Origin of the sequence: Acinetobacter sp. YH1901134, from assembly GCF_013416965.1 — a bacterium.
GTDB classification, from domain to species: Bacteria; Pseudomonadota; Gammaproteobacteria; order Pseudomonadales; family Moraxellaceae; genus Acinetobacter; species Acinetobacter amyesii.
In genome coordinates, this window is the sequence record NZ_VPEW01000001.1 from 144,829 (window position 1) to 165,666 (window position 20,838).

Sequence of the window (20,838 nt, forward strand, 5' to 3'; positions counted from 1 at the left end):
TGATATGTAATCAATTCAAATTTAAAGGCTTTGGTTTAGCGGCAAAAATCAGTTGCAGGTGCATTTTTAAGTGTCACACGTTAGAAAAATTGTTTGAAAGCTGACTAAATTACTCAACTTTATAAGCTTATAGGGATAAGTCATTCATCTCCCTCTTACTCTGTGGCAAATGAACAGGTAAACTATCGCTATTATCTTTTGATTTTCCTGTTTGGAGACAACATAATGTCGTGGCTTTCTTCTCTAAAATCTGTGTTTTCACCCTCCCAAGAGGTGAAAGAAGAGGAAATCCAACAGGTTTTACAAAACTATGTACTTCCCAATTCAAATAATGCCTTAAAAGACCGTATTTCACAGGTCAATGTGCAAGGTCAGATCTTACAGATTACGATTAACACCTTTCCTTCAGAAGCTAATGACTTACAAAAAATTCATGATGATTTGGCTGATGCGTTGGAAAAATGCGGTATTAATGAGCTGAATATGCATGTGATTCAACAAAAAACAGGGCATAAATCTGAAGGTGGTTGTGGTCACCATCATGCAGAAGGCGAAAGCTGTTCTAGCCATGAAAAAGCTGAAAGTTCAGCAGCAAAAAGTCAGTTACCTCTAGTTGTGGATGCGTCTGCGAAAACACCTGAAGCACCTGCTGAAGTTGATCCGAATAATCCGCCGATTCAAAAAGCGGCTCCACAACAGCGTGATGTACCGAAACATCCACGCATTAAAAATGTCATTTTGGTGTCATCTGGTAAAGGTGGTGTGGGTAAATCGACCACCACAGTGAATTTGGCGCTTGCATTACAACAACTGGGTTTAAAAGTTGGGGTATTGGATGCCGATATCTATGGTCCAAGTATCCCAACGATGCTTGGTAACGCAGGCCGCACGCCGATGATTGAAGCTGAGCAATTTGTTCCTATCGAAGCATATGGTATGGCTGTACTTTCAATTGGTCACTTAACTGGGGATAACAATACGCCAGTGGCTTGGCGTGGGCCGAAAGCGACGGGGGCGTTAATGCAGCTCTTTAACCAAACTTTATGGCCTGATCTGGATGTATTGGTCATTGATATGCCACCAGGCACAGGTGATATTCAGTTAACGCTTGCGCAGCGTATACCAGTGACAGGTGCTGTGATTGTGACGACACCACAAAACGTTGCATTAATGGATGCGACCAAAGGTATTGAGTTGTTTAACCGTGTACACATCCCTGTGATGGGCGTGGTTGAAAATATGTCGACGCATATCTGTTCGAACTGTGGACATGAAGAGCAAATCTTTGGCACAGGTGGTGGCGACCAACTTTCAGCCCAATACGACATTCCACTCTTAGGCCGTTTACCGCTGAACGTACAAATTCGTGAAAATGCCGATGCAGGGAAACCGTCCGTGATTGCTGGTGATGATGCTGCTGAAAGCTATATGGCGATTGCGCAAAAAATTGCAGATGCATTGCCTCAGGCTGAAAAAGATAAAAACCGTATTTTCTAAGGGTTAACTGAAATTTAAGTTGCTCGCATTAAATCTGGCCTCGTGCCAGATTTTTTTCTTAAAAAGACCCATTTTGATTTTTTTATAGTCAGTTGGTTGTTGTGTTTACACAATGTTGCATTGTATACATATGTAACCCTATATTTTAGCGCTTAATCACACTCATTAAATTATCTTGATAAATAATGAGTTAACCAAATGAAAACTTTAGTTGAAGATATCGTTCTTGCTGTGAGTACAACTGTGTTCGCTGCTTCTGCAATGGCAAATACAACGGCTCCTACGGCGAAACAGGTTGCGGGTCAAATTGCATAACAAAAAATCGCAGCAAATTCAGATGTACAAAAGGCGGTAAAAGCAAAGTCTGAATCTGAAGCGAAAGCGGCAAAAAAGTCAGCGATCAAAAATCAAAATTGACTACAAAAAGAACTTAAAGCGAAAAAAGCAGCTGAATCTTAAGCAGAGAAAGCTGCAAAAGCCAAAGCCAAAGCAGATCAAAAAGTTGCTGAAAAGAAAGCAAAAATTGCAAAAGAAAAAGCTACGCAAAAAGCACAAGCTGCAAAAGACTTTAAAAAAGCGATTGTGGGTTAATCACTGACCATTGATTTTTCAGTGCGCCTGCCTTCGGTCAGGCTTTTTTTGTCCTTCTGAAAAACAGCAGCGTTAAATATAAGATTTTTAGAGGATTTTGACTGTGTAGTTTTTTTAATTATATGCTGAAATATTTGCTTAATATTTTGATATTTAAACATAAAAATTAGTTATCACTAAAATTCATTAATCATCGTAAAATAAGTTTTTGCTAAGTCCAGCAAACTGAATTAATCTTCGCGGATTAAGTTTGAGGTCAAAGTATGATTTCATGGTTTTTTATTGGTCTAGTTATCAGTATTTTGTTAACGCCGGGACCAACCAATACGTTACTCGCATCTTCGGGTATTCAAGTTGGGCTACGTAAATCATTCCGACTCATTCCAGCGGAAGCCTTTGGTTATCTTATTTCGATTAGCCTATGGGGTTTTCTCATCGGTAAAATTTCCGTATATCTACCTTTATTGCCGACCATTTTGAAATTGTTTAGTGCTGGCTATATTCTATTTTTGGCTATGCGATTATGGCGTACAGCAACTGTTGCTGAAAATTTTAATCAAAAGGGCATTCGTGCACGCGAACTTTTTGTTGCGACTTTATTAAACCCTAAAGCATTATTATTCGCTTCAGCGATTTTTCCTGCATTGGCTTGGCAAAATGCGCAGTATTATGTAGCTCACATGCTGATCTTTTTGTTGTTGATTGTTCCTATTGCATTCTTTTGGACCTTTCTTGGTTCCGTTTTGGCATCGAATAAAATTAGTTGGCTCAATCAAGCCAATCTACAACGAACAGCATCGCTAGTCTTGGTCAGTTTTTCGATTCCACTGAGTTATTCTGCGATTTTAAAACTCTAAATTGATTTGAAAATGACTAAATCCGCTTAGTTCGGTAAAGCTTATTTTCATTAAGTCGGATTTCAGTTAAAGTACCACGCAATAATTGATTTAAGTTTTTGGATAGAGATAAATGGCTATTAAGTCTGATCGTTGGATTCGCGAAATGAGCGAAAAACACGGCATGATTGAACCGTATGCAGAAAACCAAGTCCGTTATGATGAAAATGGCGAAAAGCTTATTTCGTATGGCGTGTCTAGCTATGGTTATGACGTGCGCTGTGCTCGTGAATTTAAAGTCTTTACCAATGTTCATTCAGCAATTGTTGACCCTAAAAACTTTGACGATAAAAGCTTTATTGATATCGAATCGGACGTTTGTATCATTCCGCCGAACTCGTTTGCACTAGCACGGACAGTCGAATATTTCCGTATTCCACGTAATGTGTTAACCGTTTGTTTGGGTAAATCGACCTATGCTCGCTGCGGTATTATTGTCAATGTGACGCCTCTTGAACCAGAGTGGGAAGGTCACGTGACTTTAGAATTTTCGAATACAACCAACTTACCTGCACGTATATACGCGGGTGAAGGTGTCGCACAAATGTTGTTCTTCGAATCAGATGAAGTGTGTGAAACCTCTTATAAAGACCGTGGTGGTAAATACCAAGGTCAAACCGGTGTGACATTACCGAAAGCTTAATCCTTCGGATTGAGTTTAAGAAAGCGGGCGAATTTGCCCGCTTTTTTGTTGGGTCATTCATCGGAAAATAGACCATTCGGTGGGGAAGTTTTTGCAATTGAGTAATTATTCAGCATAATAAAAAGTTAAGTGACTGGTCTATCACAAGTCTCCATTTAAGGAATAAATGGACAATAACATCAAAGCCAGTTCTCAGGAATAAATATAAGAGAGATGCAGAGCATCTGATAAAAGGAAGGTCGAGATGACTCAATTCACCCAGGCTAAGTTATTCCGCCAGAGTTGCTTAGCAGCCGCAGTCAGCATTTTTGCTGCACCATCTGTATATGCGCTTCAAGATTTATCAGATGAAGCACTTTCAGCCACAACTGGTGAAGGTGTTGCACTCACTTTAGAAAATTTCAAAATGGTCTTTCAAGGCCCAAATGACCGTTCTACAGCTTCTAGTTATGCGTCAGGTATGGTTGATCCAGGGAAAAGCGATACAGGTTTTATTCGGATTATTCCTACAGGTGAAAACTATGAACAATTAGGCCAGCGTGCTTACGATAAAATCTATAAAGCTGCATATGTTGATGCCTATCAGCAAGGCCGAGTTACGGGCTATAACGGTGTTTATGACTCCACTTTCTTAAGTTCTAAAAGCACCTATGAGACCAATAATGCTACACGTATTACCAATGAAACCATAGCAACATATTCAACAGAATATCGTGGCCGATTAGTACAGTCTTATCTTGAATCACCAACGATGAAGGCATATTACGATCAGCGTTATGCAGATTATTATGATGGTTCATCGGCTGGCTTATCTTTTGAAAACGATGGCACAACGAAAGAATCAATTACACCGTTCTTAAAAGAAAAGTCTCAAGCTGCCGCTTTAAAAAATACCTATGAAATGATTGAGTTACTATACGGTAACAATAGTACGGGTAATTTACCGACCACTTCGACATTTTATAAAAATTATGTCTCGGGAAAAATTACACGTTCAAATATTATTGATACAACAAAAGATGCTCAGTTAAATGCCAAAGCTGCAGAAACCCTCAATCAGTTGGCAACGGACTATGCCAAGCTTGAAGCTCAAAAGGCAAGCGATGCAGCATTAGCAACCGTGAAGAAAAATGCTGAGATTACAGCAAAACAAATTGCTTCGACTGCGACCGTATCGAGTCTCAGATCGAAAGCAGATGTATTTATATATGGTTTAGCCCTGTCCAATAGCAAAGATAAAAATGGCAAAAGTTCATTAGCAACGCGCTATACAGACCAAGGATTTAATTGGGGTACAGCAGAAAACCCATGGCTTTTCCATGCGGGGAATCAAGATGTTGAACAATTTGCGAAAGATAATAAGGGGAATGTTGGTTACTTAGCGATTGAGGCACCATTAAAGAAAATTGCGGCAGATGATGCATCTAACAACATCAAGCTTGGTTTGTGGATGGATGTATTTTCACGGTCTTTAAATTCAAGTAATGTCGTCGATCCGATTACAGGGGCGCCCACCAGTGGCTTAGATAAAGACTATCGTTTACGTACTCAAATTGTTGCGAATGGTTTGAGTTTTAATGGTTCACAAGTTCGAATTTTTCAAACCCTAAAATCAACAAATACCAACTATAACCAAACCTTAGGTTTAGCCAGTTTAATTCGTATTAATACCAACGATCGTGCTGAATCACTCAGTATTAATGATGGTGATTTAGATGCTCGTGGTATACGTATTAGTACAGCTGCACGTTCTGAACTGGATGATGGTACTGCAGCGACACCCGCTATGGATCGTTCTGTCGCTCCGATTTTCCATGAAACGGAAGGTCTATATTTATATAGCCCAAACATCAATTTAGTTTTAGGCAATATGTATCAACCCTTTATTGTGGGATCGGAAGGTCGAAATATTATTTTGGAAGTAACACGTATTCCTAACGTGCCTTCTATATACAGTAAAATTTATACTTACTATACAGATATCGCTGGAAATACCACAGGTACATCAGGCTTAACTGCTGCTGACTTTAAAGGTTCAACCTGTAACGTCTATAGTTGTGGTACGGAGTTAAAAGCAAATTCTTCAGATGCGACAGCACTATATCAAGGGCGTAATGCAACACATAGTAGTATTGCAATCGGTACAGTAGAGCGCTTGCCTGGTAATCTGCTGAATGCAAAAAGTACGGATACGGCGACAGGTGTGGTCTTTAAAGGTGTCAATGGACAAAGCACGAATTTAGGATCTGTTGCCATAGATGGCGTCTTGATTCAGCACTTAAAAATAAGAACAACAGGGCTGTAGGAGAAATTATATGTATAAAATTTTATGCGCTGTTGTTTGTGCTGCACTGACACAAACTCATGCAGGTTTAGTGTCTATGGATAATAGTGAACTCACCGCTGCAACAGGTCAAGGCGGTGCAGATCTCAGTTGGACACTTTCCTTAAACCATCAATATGCCAATGATATGTCAAAAAACAACATATCAATCATGGATGCGAATGGAAAAACGACTCAAGCTTTTTATGGATATCAATGTTCATCCAATGAGTTTTGTCGCTTAGCACTTGCGCCCAATAATCATGTGGATGCAAATGGTAATAAGAAATGGTTGGTGTTTAAACAGTTTCAAGGAACGTTACAGATCGATCAATTTTCACTAGATGGTGTGACGATTATCAATCGTGAAGGCAATCCACAAACGGCTATGCAGTTGACATTTTATGATGACAAGCCATTAAAAATTAGAAATTTAGGTTTTGCTACGTTGGCGGTGGAAACAGGGACGACAGGTAAGGAAGGTTATGAAAATACCAGTACTTATACGACCTATACCGAAAAGAAAGCTGATGGAACAACTTCAACTTTAGCAGTGCCTGATTTTGATCGTGGTTCAGAACAAGGATTTATGGGTGTTAATGTGCATGGCAACATGCACATGAGTGGAAAGTTAAACATCTTCAGTTTTAACTGCACTGGAAATGGTGCAGGTCGCTGTTAATCAGCTGTGACTGAATATAAGGATATAGTGATGAAAAAAATAACAACTTTAACGGCACTCGCAACCAGTATTTTACTTGCTCAACACGCCTATGCTTTTGAAGCGATGACCGATGAAAGCTTGGGTGCAGTTACTGGCCAAGATGGCATTTCGATTACCCATGAAGTTTCTAGAGTCAAAGTTGATCAGTTAAATTGGGTTGACCCAACTGACCAAAATAAGATGAAAATGGGTTTGCACAATGTGCAAATAGATGGCGTTGGGCAAAGCACCATTACATCAAAATTAGATTTTGATGTCGGGACTACGGGTGCTGGTGTAGGCATGCGTATAGCTGCGAGTGTCAGCCCATTTACGGCTGTTGCACAAAATATTATGTTGCTGTGTCAAGGTGCAACGTGCCAAACGCCTACGCAAAATTTAGGTTCACTTACGATTGCAACATCTTCACCTTTAAAAGTATTACTTGAAACCAGCAATGGTCTATTTAACCGTAATGATACGGCGTATATGGAATTTCAATTGCAAAATGCCAGTATTAGTCATGGTATGAATGGACATAGCGTAACCTTAAAGGACTTTAACTTTAACTTTGCTGGTTCAGGTTATATGTATGTCGCAGCTGATGAAGGCATTGTTCTCACCACAAAATCCACAGGGAGCAAAGACCATACGGTCAATTTGGGGCGGGTTAAGGATACTTCAGATGTACATAGCTCACGTAGCGATGCCACAAACCCCGGCGTTAATATCGATTTACGATACGGTACCGATGGTGGTGCACAGCGCAATTTAATTCGTATGGGAGCATCGGGTGCTGTCACTAATGCACGAGTTGCCTTAAATGCCAATCAAGAAGGAATTAAAGATTTTGGTCTAGCAACGAAAGCTTCAGGATATGAGTCCGTTGGTTCAGGTGGTTTACATTTAGGTGTGCGCGCGGATTTCACTTCAAAGGATGATCCTAGCCTTGTTGCAGGTCAAGCACCGACAACCTTAGAAATTGGCCATACGGGTATTGGTAGTTATGCCATTGAATTTTCTAATTTAACGTCTTTAGTTGCTGATAAAAATGCCTATATTGATTTTGGCGATATTTATATCAATACCATTCAAGCAAAAAGCCTTGATTTTCTGGTAAATGATAAATTAAAAGCAACATTAGGTTTAACCAATAATGTTTTAACCCAGAATCTGTCAAATCAAACGGCGGGCGGAAATTTTGCACTAGTGGCGATTCGTGGTATGGATTTTCAGTCCATCGCGCGTACAGCACGATTTATTTCTGATAACTCAATTGCCGCAATTGCAAGTAATGACAATAGTTGGGGGATTGGTATCCCGATTTATAATATGAATGCTAACGTTGCATTATCAGAGAAAAAATACAGTTATAAAAATGCGGCTGAAAAATCAGGTATTGGCTATAACCTTGTAATGAGCACAGATGGTTATGGTGTTGATAAAAAAACAGGAACACCAAGTACAACTTCTATTATTTTGATTGATGGTAAAAAAGGTATTAATGGTCAAGAAGTCAATTATTATGCCGGCTTAAGAAACATCAATGCACTTATTCAATCTGATGGTGTGATTGGTTATGAAAATGATGGCATCTATGTACGCGCAGATAATTTATTGATTGCAGCTAATGCCGAGTTAGCGATTGGTCAACTTCCGGGTTCAACCTATAACTGTGCGACTACAGCTTCTGCCAAATGTGGGACCACAGTACCTTTAGATAATTTCTCTAAACGTGATGATGTGTTGACGAATATTGCGTTTAAACTCGATGGTAAGGGTGAGCTATTTATAGTGCCGGGTCTAAATGACAGTGCAGAAAATAACTATTTGTCTTTCCGTGGAAGCTTTGAATTTAAAGCATTAACTGATGCTGAAAAGAAAGATCAAAAAGTTATGGGAAGCTATTTAAGTTTGATGAATGAAGATGTAAATGCCAGCGGTGTCGTTTCAGCTTCAAGTATCAATATTAATAAAATGCAGGGCGATCTAGGCTTTGATGCTCGAATTAAAATGAAACAAGATTCGGTAGAGTTTGATAATCAGGTAAAATTCAATCCAACCAATAATATGTCTAAAGCGTTTCGTGCAGAAGTTTCGATGTTAACAAATGGCAATATGCAAAAGATGGCGGATATTGCCCTAACCGGTGGAACAATGCGAAGTACGATGGGGATTACTCCACGCTAGTAAAATTAAATCAATAACAAATAAATAAAATAACGAACAGGGAATTTGTTATGAAAAAGAAGTTAATCAGAGGTTTGATATTCTCGACATTTGCGATGAGTAGCTTATCTCATGCAATGATGGCTTTAGATGATGAAAGCTTATCAAAAGTTGATGGTCAAGCTTTACTCTCCATGGAATATACGCAGGGGTATAATTCTGTGGATGAGAGTGGACAAGCCGTTGACCAATCCAAAGTTGGCTTTTATAAACTTGGTTTGGAAGCTGAAATGGAGCTCAATGCCAATATTAAAAAGCTCCAATTGGGTTGTGGTGGTGCAAATGGCTCAGGTGCTTGTGATATTGATATTGATCATATTTCACTGAGTGGCTTGCCTGCAAATAGCAATTATACGTCGGATGAACGTGCGGCAACTTCAGCTTTGCTGACCAATCCTTTTATCGAAATTGCAATTAAAGATCCGAAATCAGCGGCAACACGTGAAGTGATGGGCTTTCGTTTGAGCGCTGAAAAAATTTCTGGATTAATGACATTAGGTACAGAAAATAGCAATACACCCAATGGTATCAATACCTTTAGTGGTTATATGAAAACAAAAGCGTCTGCGGGTGTTGCAACAACTGCCGAGCGTGTGATGGACTATGCTTCTACGCAGCAATACATTGAAGGGGCTGTTAAGGGGACATTATTTGGTGCTGAAGTTGATCTACCGCTTCACTACAAATCAGATAATTATTCTTTTAATTTAAAATCAACCACGGCTCCTTTTACGATTCCAGCCACTGTTGTAAGTGGGAATCGAATGACAGATGTACAGTTAAAGGGTACAGGAACTGTTGATCGTCTAGATTTTAGTGGTCCATTAGAAGCTCAAATCTCTTTACTCGGTTTAAACATTAATTTGAATAAAGATGTGACGGGGTATCTTACTGGGCTAAAAACCGATATTACGGTAAATCAAAGTTTAGGTTTGATTCACGCACTTTATCTAAATAACCCTGCTTCGCTATCTTTACAAGCTCAAAAAATACTCTGGCCTGGTGCTGCAGTCGCAGCAGAAAGAGGGTGGTGGCTGGCGATGGAAGATGAAGTCGATTTGGGCAGTATTACACCATCAGATAAAGTGGCGATTACGGATGAAGTATTGAAACAAACGATCGCCGGAATTAACCATGACCTAAGTACCAATGTTCGTAACTGTGGAGATTTACTCTTTGGTTGTGTTGCAGGTTCTTCTTTGGATGTTAAAGAGATTAAAAACCCGTCATTAATTGATTTCCCATTAACCAATTTAAAACTGTCTGGACAGGAGTTTCGTTCTAACTGCTTCGGCGGGCTGAAATTCTGTTAAGGCTTAAAATATTTGATATAAAAAATCCCGCACCTAGCGGGATTTTTTATGTTTAGCGCAAATTATTTTGCAAGTTTCGCTAAAAGGTCTTCTTTACTGAGGTTGCTTGATTCTTCATCACGGCGACCTTTGTATTCAAATGTACCAGCATCCAAACCTTTCTCGCCAATGACAATACGGTGTGGAATACCTGTTAACTCGATATCAGAGAATTTAACACCAGGACGCTCATTACGATCATCAAGAAGCACATCATAACCAGCAGCAGTTAATTCTGCATACAGTGCTTCAGCTGCTTCCATTGTACGTGGTGACTTATGTGCATTCATTGGCACGATAGCAACTTCGAAAGGAGCAATTGCAGACGGCCAAATAATACCTTTGTCATCGAAGTTTTGTTCAATCGCAGAAGCAACAACACGAGTTACACCAATACCGTAGCAACCCATAGTCACAACGAGAGGTTTGCCATCTTCACCTAAAACTTTGCAGCCAAGCGCTTCAGAGTATTTTTGACCCAACTGGAAGATATGACCAACTTCGATACCACGTTTAATCAAGATTGTACCTCGACCATCTGGAGAAGGGTCACCTTCAACAACATTACGCAGGTCATAAACTTCGGTGTATTGTGCATCACGTTCCCAGTTTACACCTACAGCATGTTTATCAACTTGGTTTGCACCAGCAACAAAGTCTGAAAGTACAGACGCTGCACGGTCAACAATAACGGTAATGCCTTTTTCGGTTAAGCCTTGAGGGCCACAGAAACCAGCAGTTAAGCCTAAGTCAGCTAATTGTGCTTCAGTTGCAAAAGTTAATGGAGCAGCAATTAATGGGTGTTTTTCTGCTTTAATTTCATTCAGTTCATGGTCGCCACGTAGGAATAAGGCAACCACTGGTGCAGCTTTACCTTCTTCAGCAACACCTTGAACCAATAATGCTTTGACAGATTGAGTAGGGTCTGATTTAAGGAATTCAGAAACCTCAGCAATGGTTTTCTGATTTGGTGTATCAACAATCTCAAGTGCTTTAGTCGGAGCAGCACGTTCACCTACTAATACTGCTTCCGCCATTTCTACGTTAGCAGCATAATCTGACTCTGTAGAGAATGCGATGTCATCTTCGCCGCTAGACGCAAGGACGTGGAATTCGTGTGAACCAGAACCACCAATTGAACCTGTATCCGCTTGAACTGGGCGGAAATTTAAACCTAAACGAGTGAAAATTTTGCAATAAGCTGCATACATCTTGTCATAGGTTTCTTGTAAAGAAGCTTGGTCAACATGGAAAGAATAGGCATCTTTCATGATGAATTCACGTGAACGCATCACACCGAAACGAGGGCGGATTTCGTCACGGAATTTAGTTTGTACTTGGTAGAAGTTTGCAGGCAATTGCTTATAGCTTTTCAATTCATTGCGAGCAAGATCTGTAATCACTTCTTCATGTGTAGGGCCAAGTACAAAGTCATTGTTATGACGGTCTTTAAAACGTAAAAGTTCTGGACCATATTGTACGAAACGACCTGATTCTTCCCATAAAGATGCGGGTTGAGTGACAGGCATCAGGACTTGAAGTGAACCAGCACGATCCATCTCTTCGCGGATAATCGCTTCAACTTTATTTAATACGCGAACGCCCATCGGCAGCCAAGTGTATAAACCTGAAGCCAATTTACGAATCATCCCGGCACGAAGCATAAGCTGATGTGAAATAACTTCAGCATCGTTTGGGGTTTCTCTTAACGTTGCAAATAAAAAGCGACTCGCGCGCATGGAAACTGTCCTAAAAAATTAAGCGTTAAAGTGGAGAGTATACAATAAAAAATGAGGTGAACATTTTCCAAAGTCACCTCATTTTAGATTTTGTCATTATGACATGATTTTTTTGGCCTGACGTGCAAGGAAGTTTCGGAAATCATCCAAATAGGTAAAAATCACCGGCACAACCACAAGTGTTAGTAGGGTAGAGGTAATCACCCCGCCAATCACGGCATGTGCCATAGGCGCACTTTGTTCACCGCCTTCACCCAGACCAAGTGCAAGCGGAACCATACCCATCACCATTGCACTGGTGGTCATTAAAATGGGGCGTAAACGGGTTTTACCTGCTTCAATAATCGCTTCATAACGATCTACACCATGATCCATGGCTTTTTTAATAAAGTCGATGAGTAGAATTGCGTTCTTTGTCACCAAGCCCATGAGCATAATAATCCCGATAATGGAAAAGAGGTTCATGGTTGAATTAAATAAGAATAAGGCTAAGAACACCCCAATCAATGATAAGGGCAATGAAGCCATAATGGCTGCAGGGTGAATGAAGCTATTAAATTGTGAACCCAAAACAATATAAATAAATACAATAGAGAGGGTAATTGCAGTCATTGCATAACCCGCAGACTCAGCCATATCTTTATTGGCACCTTGCGTGACAAAACTATAACCTGGTGGCAAGTCGAAGTTTTTCTCTATCTCATTGATTTCGGCACCAATATCACCCGCAGGACGTCCTGCTGTGTTGGCTTCAACCATTACTTCACGTGCCAGATTACGACGGTTAATTTGTGAAGCACCAAGTGTTTCTTCAAAGCTTGCCACACTTGCCAATGGAACTAAAATAGGTAAGCCTGCAGCATCGGTTTTTTGTGATGTGATGTACATGCTTTGAATGTCAGTTGGCAGTCGACGCTGATCTTCAGTGAGTCTTAAATTTACATCATAGGTTTCGCCTTTATCATCCTTCCACGTTGTTACATTATCACCCGCAAGAAGAGGGCGTAATACATTGGCGATTTGATTGACGGATAAACCTAAATCACTGGCTAAAACGCGATTGATATGTACACCTAAGGTCGGTTTAGGTTCTTTGAGTGAGCTTTCTAAGTCGACAATACCGTCGACTTTCGAAATTTCTTTCATGAAGCGGTCAGAAATGCGTTGTAACTCATCTAAGTCTGGTCCTTTAATCGAGATCATAACCGGCTTTTGGCCGCCAGATACTGTTTCATCAGCTGAGGCAATCGAGGTAATGGTAATACCTGCTACATGTTTTAAGCGGGTACGGAATTCATTGTTGAGATCCGTTAATGTTTGACTACGCTCCGTACGTGGTGAAACAGTGACACGAATGCTAGCATGGTTTTTACCCCGATCAGTGGCACTATTAATTGCACCATAAGTGGCTTTGACTTCTGGATGTTGGCGAATTATACGATCTACTTGCTTAAGCTTAGCCTGCGAATATTCAAGGGTTGCATCAACTGGTGTTTCAAATTTGATCCGAATTTCACCTTTGTCTGGTACGGGTACAAATTCAGTTCCGATCATTTTGGATAAACCTAATGCACCAAATAAAGACGCGACGGCGATTAAAAGGGTAATGAGCCTAAATTTTAAAGCAAGCTTGAGTAATTTTTCATAATGATGGCTTAGGTTGTCGAGCTTGCCCGAAATCCAGTTAAAAAAACGTTTGATTTTACCCGGCTTTTTATTTGGATCGTGGCGCTCTGCCCAGTGAGCAGACAACATCGGGTCAAGGGTGAAACTCACAAACATTGAAATCAGTACAGCGGTACTGACGGTTACACCAAATTGATAGAAGAAACGCCCAATAATGCCGCCCATAAATGCCACAGGTAAAAATACCGCGACAATGGTCAATGTTGTGGCCAATACGGCTAAACCAATTTCTTTTGTGCCGTCGAGTGCAGCGGTGACGTGGTCCTTGCCCATATCGGCATGGCGGACAATATTTTCGCGTACTACAATAGCATCATCAATCAGGAGACCGATACTCAGTGAGAGAGCTAGTAGGGTCATCATATTGATAGTAAAACCAAAAATCCAAACAAAGGTGAGGGTACCTAGTAGCGAAATCGGTAGGGTTAAACCTGTAATGGCTGTCGAACGAAATGAGCCGAGAAATAACAATACAATGAGTACCGCAAGTACTGCACCTTCAATAATCGTACGTGCCACGTCTTTAATGCTGCCACGAATACCTTTTGAAGAATCAACCACAATTTCTGCGGTCGTGCCTTTCGGCAATTGCTGTTGGATTTTACTTAAGGTTTTACGGGTATTATCAACTACCTCAATCACATTAGAGTCCGAACTTCTCAGAATGTCGACAGCGACGGCTGTTTTACCATTCAGATAAGCACTCGACTCCATTTCAGCTTGGCTATCTTCTATTTCGGCAATTTGTTTGAGATAAATCGGCGCGCCATTTTTATTGGCAACCACTAAATCACCGAATGAGTTTGGGTGAATAACCCGAGATTTAATTTCGACCACCAATTCTGAGTTCTTTTGTTTTAAAGTCCCCCCCGGAACTTCAATATTTTCAGATTTTAGGGTGTTTATAACTTGGTCTATCCCAATCCCGAAACTTTGTAATTTTTGCGGATTTACTTGAATACGAATTTGACGCTGTGCATCACCCAATAAATTGACCGTACCGACACCGGGAACTGTTCTGAGTTGTGGCACAATCCGTTGATTGAGATAGGAGCTCAAATCACGTAAAGACATGTCCTTCGATTCAAAAACAATCGACATAATCGCACTGGCAGTAGGGTCGTAGCGCTCTACAATCGGGTCATCAATTTCATCACGAAATTGTGCGGTTACTGGTGCAATTTTATCTCGAATATCCTGTGCAGCTACAGAGGACGAGACATCTAGATTAAATTCGACAATAACCGTGGATAAACCTTCACTGGATTGAGAAATGACTTGCTTGAGGCCTGAAATGGTATTGATCTGATCTTCAAGTTTCTTGGTGATTTCAGATTCGACAGACTCAGGAGAAGCACCTGGATAGTTGGTGTAGACAACAACAAAAGGGAAGTCGACATCAGGAAACTCTTCAACACCCATACGTTGCCAAGAAGCGAGTCCTAGCACCATCAGACAGAACATCATCATGATGGTGAAAACAGGATATTTCACACTAATTCGGGTTAACCACATAACAACTGTCCTGCCTTATTCTTTTAATTTTGGCTGATACTTACATCTTGTTTGATATCTGAATCATTAAATTTAATTCGGCTGATCAGATCACTATTTTGTAAGCCCTGAACAATCGCGGTGTTATTGCTATAACTCTGATTCAAAATTTGTACAGGTACTTTGGCAATTTTATTTTGACGAATGACCCAGACGTAAGGTTGGTCTTTTAGATTTTGAATGGTATCGAGTGGAATTTTTTGGCCTGAAATATTATCCGTGCCTAAGATGTGACCTTCGACAAAAGCACCAATACTTAATGAAGTAATAGTTTCATTTGGGGCTGCAAAAAATTCAATTTGACGACTGGCTTGATCGGCAATCGGTGAAATCCGGCTGATTTGTGCTGTGAGTAAATTGCTATTACCTTGGATCCTATATTCAATCTTTTGTCCAATTTTCAGTGCAGCTTGCTGATCACTTGGTAATTTGGCTTGAATTTCTAATTGGTCTGGATTGACGATTTCAAAAAGGGTTTGTCCGGCAGCAACTGTTTGTCCCGGTTCAACATCACGTTTGGTAATCACGCCTTGGATAGGGCTATAAATGGTGCCGTCTTGGTTGGCTTTACGTGCAATATCGACATTGGCTTGTTGAGCACGAACATTTTCCATTTGAGCTTGGTAATCGACACGACTTTGTTCAAACTCTACTTTGGAAATAAAGCCTTGATTCAGCAAACGCTGTTTACGGTCCATCATCAGTTTGGCTTGATTGGCTTGAGCTTGCGTGGAGGCAAGGTTTGCTTGAGATTGAGCAAGACGTGCGGCATTGTCTTGATTATTTAAACGCACCAACACTTGGCCTTTGCTGACACGTTGTCCGACTTCTGCATTAACATTGGTTGCAGTCGCAGTGACTTGGGCTTGAATACTGCTCTGATTGACCGCCCGAATGGTACCTGTAAAGGCTGTTTTTGAAATGGCGTTGCCTTGTTCGATCGTGACCAGATCTTGTTGAATCAATTCAATCTTATTTTCTGGTTTAACACTTTGCTGCGGATCTTCTTTTTGACATGCAGCCAAAGTCAGGCTTATGCAAAGCAGGCTAAGCTTTAAAAATGGGGATGATTGCTGTGCAGAGTGCATAATGGTCCTTATATCAGCGGTCTACAAAAGCAATTGAATAACAAGTTTATTCCATCGCTTTTAAACGCGTAATAATTTTGTCGTATTCAGCTTCTGTATTTCGATAGCGAGTTTGTAACGATTGAATGTATTCTTTTTTCGCTACCATATTTTTTTGATTATTATCCAACATTGTTTTTAATTTTGCCGGAACGGTTTCACCTTTTCGAAAATGTTCACGTTCTTGGCGAACAAATAATACACGATCATTTTGTAATTGTTTTAATTGTTCTTGTTCAAACACGATCTGTTTACGTATACCAGTCAGTGCATCACGCTTTTTAATGGCTGCAGTTCGGCTATTAGTATAGGCTTTTTTAAGTTTGATATCTGACGCTTGCTGACGTGCTTGGGCAGCACGCTGAGGAGCTTGTCTAACGTCAGCTTCAGCATTGTAGGGGCGGTTACGTTTAATCACTTGCATATTTTGATCAAGTGCTTCATAACCATAGCGGATGTGATTTGGTGTCACATTGGTACTGATGTTTGCTATGCCTTTACTGTCATAGTAACGATACCAAGTCGCCTTTTGTGGTTGCTGCGAATTGGTTGGTGCAGCAAATAAAAGCGGGGTATAAGCTAGTAAACAAGTCGTCAGGATGACTTTTTTTGAGAAATGTTTAAGGCCAATCAAGTGAATTTTTTTTGTAAGCGGACTCAACCTTGTACTCCCCAGTTTAAAGTTGACTAAATTACTTATTTTAAAGTAATAATCTTGCTATAATATGCTTAATTAAGACAATTAAATACTATTCCAAGTTAAAAAAAAATCGTTGGTCATCGGAAAGTGTGAAACAGTTAATAAAAACAAGAAATCTTGTGTGTTTGCGCAGAAAATGTTCATTGAAAACGCAAGTAAAGATATGTTAAAAATGTTCACAACTTGTAAATAATAATGCTGCTAACTTAATTGTTTGTACATCCTCAATGGGTAGGGTCAATAAATGGACGATAAATTCCAAAATCTAAAAGTCATGGTAATTGATGATTCAAAAACCATTCGTCGTACGGCCGAAACGCTGCTTCAGCGTGAAGGATGTGAAGTAGTCACTGCTGTAGATGGTTTTGAAGCACTTTCAAAAATTGCAGATGCGAATCCAGATATCGTATTTGTCGATATAATGATGCCACGTCTAGATGGCTATCAAACTTGTGCCCTGATTAAAAACTCTCAAAATTATCAAAATATTCCTGTGATTATGCTTTCAAGTAAAGATGGTTTATTTGATCAGGCGAAGGGTCGTGTTGTAGGTTCTGATGAATACTTGACTAAGCCATTCAGTAAAGATGAATTGCTGAATGCAATCCGTAATCACGTTACAGCTTAATTAGATTTTTTATTTTTTGGGGAAAAAGCATGGCACGTATCCTAATCGTTGATGATTCACCAACAGAAACATTCCGTTTTAAAGAAATTTTAGGTAAACACGGTTTTGAAGTGATTGAAGCTTCAAATGGGGCAGATGGGGTGACAATGGCTCAAGCTGAGTTACCTGATTTGGTCTTAATGGATGTGGTAATGCCGGGTGTGAATGGATTCCAAGCAACACGTCAAATTGCACGTGGTGCGACCACCAAACATATCCCAATTGTCATTGTAAGTACCAAAGATCAGGCAACTGACCGTGTTTGGGGTAAACGCCAAGGTGCTTCTGATTATCTGACTAAACCTGTAGACGAAAAACAATTAATTGATGTGATTAAGCAACACCTCAATGCAGGATAAAGCTCTATGGCAGCAAATGGATTTATCGAATTACTTCGAATCGCAAAACGAGGAAACAAAAACTACGTTTCCACTGAAAATGAAGTAAACCGATGGTCAGGCATTGCTTTTGAGATGATGGGGCAATATTACGTTGCTCCTTTAGGTGAAGTAGCTGAAGTGATCTACCCACCAAAATATACGCCAGTTCCCAACACCCAACCTTGGGTGATGGGATTAGCCAATATTCGGGGACGCTTACTTTCTTTGTCTGACCTAGCACAATATATAACCGGTCATCGAAGTAGTTTTTCACCCACTCAAAAAGTTTTATGTATTAGTCATAATGACCATTATGTCGGTTTGGTAGTCGATCAAGTTTTGGGTATTCAACACTTTAATAAGAAAAGTTATTTTTCTAAACATAATGAGTTGGATCGAAATTTGCAGGAATATTGTCAGGGGTATTTCCACCAGCATAACCAGCAGTGGAATGTATTTCTCTTCAGTCGTTTACTGCAAAATCCAAAATACATGAACGCATCTATAAAATTTATAAATTAATTGTCGCGCACGAACGAAAGAAGGCGTAATCGGGGAGAAGCTGAATGGGCTTTAAACTTAAAAAGAAAAATACGGGTGAAAGCACCAGTGGTCGTAAAGGCGGTAATGCTTTTCTGGCAAAACTGCAATCACAGACAGATCAATTATCTCGAGTTTTTGGTGATAGTGAAAAATCCAAACCATTTATTTATGGTGCGATTGGTTCATTAGTACTGGCAACGATTATTTTATTATACCTATTCTATAGCGTACCTCGCGGTAACCAATTAACGCAAAGTTTGGGTGAACTCCGTCTTCTTTCGCAAACAATTTCGCGTCAAGCAACTGAGGCAACTGCATCAGGTACTGAAGATGCAATGAAAAAATTAATTGCCTCTCAAGATTCGTTCAAAGAAAACTTAGAAACTGTAAAAGACATTCATGCAAATACAGATGCGCTGAAATCTGTAGATACGCAGTGGGCTGAGGTTTCAAAAAGTATTGACTTGATTACTTCGCAACAAAAAATCATTAATAAATTATATGACACGAACATCGCGATTGGTGAAACCATTCCGGGGATTCAGGCGGAATATAACTTGATGGTCGACCAAATGGCACGTCAAGACATGCCTTCGAACCAGGTGGTGATTGCGAAAAACCAAGTATTTATTGCGGAACGTATTTTACGTTCGATCAGTTCGGTGCTTTCAGGTTCTGATAGCTCACGTGAGTCTGCAGATGACTTCAGTGCCGATACTGAAACCTTTGGTTTGTACTTAAATGCCCAATTGGATGGTAGTACAGAGCTTGGTGTACAACGTATTGAAAGCCCTGAATTACGTGAGTCACTTGAAGGCATTAAAGCTGAATATGACGATGTATTAAAATCAGCGGCTGCGACAATTTTGAAAAACTCAACGCAAATTGTGAACGTACGTAAAGCATCTTCACAAATTTTTGCTGAGTCAGACAAATTGTTGGACAACTTAAATCAATTGTCTTCTAGCACAGGCTTGAAAACCATTTTACCTGCGGTACTGTTGATTCTTTCTTTAACAGCCTTCTTGATCTGTGTGTTCAAACTTCTTTCTTTACGTGGTCAATCGGATAAATTCCGTGTAACCCGTCTTCAAGAAGAATATGACCGTAACCAGAACGCGATTTTACGTTTACTCGATGAAATTGCCGATCTTGCAGACGGTGACTTACGTTCGTATGCGACGGTATCTGAAGACTTTACGGGTGCGATTGCCGACTCGATTAACTTCGCAATCGACCAATTACGTGACCTTGTATCGCGTATTACAGAAACTTCTCAAGAAGTTGCGCAATATACCGCCAATACGCAGGGTATTACCAACCAGCTTGCAGAAGCATCTGAACATCAGGCGCAAGAGATTGCTGGTGCATCTGCAGCGATTAACGAAATGGCAATGTCGATTGACCAAGTATCTTCGAACGCTGAAGAATCAGCTGTTGTAGCAGAACGTTCTGTACAAATTGCTGCAAAGGGTGCAGATGTCGTAAACCGTTCAATTGAAGGTATGGACACGATTCGTGAACAGATTCAGGAAACTTCAAAACGTATTAAACGTTTGGGTGAGTCTTCTCAAGAGATTGGTAACATTGTCGCACTGATTAACGATATTGCCGACCAAACAAACATCTTGGCATTAAACGCAGCAATTCAGGCGTCGATGGCGGGTGAAGCAGGTCGTGGTTTCGCCGTGGTAGCGGATGAGGTACAGCGTCTTGCGGAACGTTCAGCGTCTGCAACCAAACAGATTGAAGGCTTGGTAAAAACCATTCAAACGGATACCAACGAAGCCGTAATTTCAATGGAACAAACGACTTCGGAAGTTGTACGTGGTGCGAACTTGTCTAAGGATGCCGGCGTAGCACTGGATGAAATTCAGTCTGTATCGGGTAACTTGGCGAAACTGATTGCAAACATTTCGGATGCTGCAAAACTTCAGTCTGCTTCAGCAGGTCATATTGCGACAACGATGAACGTTGTACAAGAAATTACCTCGCAAACCACCAGTGCAACATTTGATACTGCACGTTCGGTATCTGAATTGGCGAACATGGCTGAATCATTACGTGAATCTGTATCTGACTTTAAACTCCCAGAGTAAGTCAGGCGCAAACCTGGAGTACCTTAGCTGCGGCTAGGGTACTGCACCGATTACAGATAACACATCGATAAGGTGAACTTAACGTCACAGTTAAGTCTTAGGTGATGGT

15 protein-coding genes are annotated in these 20,838 nt (G+C 40.3%); 11 read left to right on the forward strand and 4 right to left on the reverse strand.

The window, feature by feature from the left end; genetic code table 11:
- The first annotated feature begins 225 nt into the window (after positions 1 to 225).
- From apbC to FTV50_RS00715, 7 genes are all read left to right on the forward strand, one after another.
- Positions 226 to 1,497, forward strand: coding sequence for an iron-sulfur cluster carrier protein ApbC (gene apbC / locus FTV50_RS00685; RefSeq protein ID WP_180023159.1), 1,272 nt, complete (start codon positions 226 to 228; stop codon positions 1,495 to 1,497).
- A gap of 854 nt (positions 1,498 to 2,351) precedes the next feature.
- On the forward strand, positions 2,352 to 2,945 hold the full coding sequence (locus tag FTV50_RS00690; protein ID WP_180023160.1) for a LysE family translocator: 594 nt from the start codon (positions 2,352 to 2,354) through the stop codon (positions 2,943 to 2,945).
- A gap of 112 nt (positions 2,946 to 3,057) precedes the next feature.
- A complete protein-coding gene (dcd, locus tag FTV50_RS00695; protein WP_005008040.1) occupies positions 3,058 to 3,627 on the forward strand; it encodes a dCTP deaminase in 570 nt (189 codons plus the stop codon).
- Between the two features lie 244 nt (positions 3,628 to 3,871).
- A complete protein-coding gene (locus FTV50_RS00700) occupies positions 3,872 to 5,932 on the forward strand; it encodes a hypothetical protein (RefSeq protein ID WP_180023161.1) in 2,061 nt (686 codons plus the stop codon).
- Between the two features lie 10 nt (positions 5,933 to 5,942).
- Positions 5,943 to 6,632: a hypothetical protein gene (locus FTV50_RS00705; protein ID WP_111884916.1), complete on the forward strand. Its 690-nt coding sequence runs from the start codon at positions 5,943 to 5,945 to the stop codon at positions 6,630 to 6,632.
- 30 nt (positions 6,633 to 6,662) lie between these two features.
- On the forward strand, positions 6,663 to 8,843 hold the full coding sequence (locus FTV50_RS00710; RefSeq protein ID WP_180023162.1) for a DUF6160 family protein: 2,181 nt from the start codon (positions 6,663 to 6,665) through the stop codon (positions 8,841 to 8,843).
- A 50-nt stretch (positions 8,844 to 8,893) separates the two neighbouring features.
- Entirely contained in the window at positions 8,894 to 10,195 is a 1,302-nt protein-coding gene (locus FTV50_RS00715) for a hypothetical protein (RefSeq protein ID WP_111884918.1), read from the forward strand.
- Positions 10,196 to 10,257: 62 nt separating this feature from the next.
- Here FTV50_RS00715 and FTV50_RS00720 read toward each other — a convergent pair whose 3' ends face one another.
- The 4 genes from FTV50_RS00720 to FTV50_RS00735 form a co-directional block, all read right to left on the reverse strand.
- Complete coding sequence (locus FTV50_RS00720; RefSeq protein WP_180023163.1) at positions 10,258 to 11,973, reverse strand: proline--tRNA ligase; 1,716 nt, start codon at positions 11,971 to 11,973, stop codon at positions 10,258 to 10,260.
- Between the two features lie 96 nt (positions 11,974 to 12,069).
- Positions 12,070 to 15,174, reverse strand: a complete 3,105-nt coding sequence (locus FTV50_RS00725) for an efflux RND transporter permease subunit (protein ID WP_180023164.1) — start codon at positions 15,172 to 15,174, stop codon at positions 12,070 to 12,072.
- A 23-nt stretch (positions 15,175 to 15,197) separates the two neighbouring features.
- On the reverse strand, positions 15,198 to 16,301 hold the full coding sequence (locus FTV50_RS00730; RefSeq protein ID WP_180023165.1) for an efflux RND transporter periplasmic adaptor subunit: 1,104 nt from the start codon (positions 16,299 to 16,301) through the stop codon (positions 15,198 to 15,200).
- 46 nt (positions 16,302 to 16,347) lie between these two features.
- Positions 16,348 to 16,938: a hypothetical protein gene (locus FTV50_RS00735; RefSeq protein WP_257223838.1), complete on the reverse strand. Its 591-nt coding sequence runs from the start codon at positions 16,936 to 16,938 to the stop codon at positions 16,348 to 16,350.
- Positions 16,939 to 17,284: 346 nt separating this feature from the next.
- Between FTV50_RS00735 and pilG the strand changes: the two genes are divergently transcribed.
- From pilG to FTV50_RS00755, 4 genes are read left to right on the forward strand one after another with little or no spacing between them, the layout of a single operon-like run.
- On the forward strand, positions 17,285 to 17,668 hold the full coding sequence (gene pilG / locus FTV50_RS00740; protein WP_078191060.1) for a twitching motility response regulator PilG: 384 nt from the start codon (positions 17,285 to 17,287) through the stop codon (positions 17,666 to 17,668).
- Between the two features lie 29 nt (positions 17,669 to 17,697).
- Positions 17,698 to 18,066, forward strand: a complete 369-nt coding sequence (locus tag FTV50_RS00745) for a response regulator (RefSeq protein WP_078191059.1) — start codon at positions 17,698 to 17,700, stop codon at positions 18,064 to 18,066.
- Positions 18,067 to 18,072: 6 nt separating this feature from the next.
- The gene (locus FTV50_RS00750; protein WP_078191058.1) at positions 18,073 to 18,609 is read left to right on the forward strand and encodes a chemotaxis protein CheW; all 537 of its coding nucleotides are present in this window, start codon (positions 18,073 to 18,075) and stop codon (positions 18,607 to 18,609) included.
- A 44-nt stretch (positions 18,610 to 18,653) separates the two neighbouring features.
- On the forward strand, positions 18,654 to 20,729 hold the full coding sequence (locus FTV50_RS00755; protein ID WP_180023167.1) for a methyl-accepting chemotaxis protein: 2,076 nt from the start codon (positions 18,654 to 18,656) through the stop codon (positions 20,727 to 20,729).
- Positions 20,730 to 20,838: the final 109 nt, after the last annotated feature.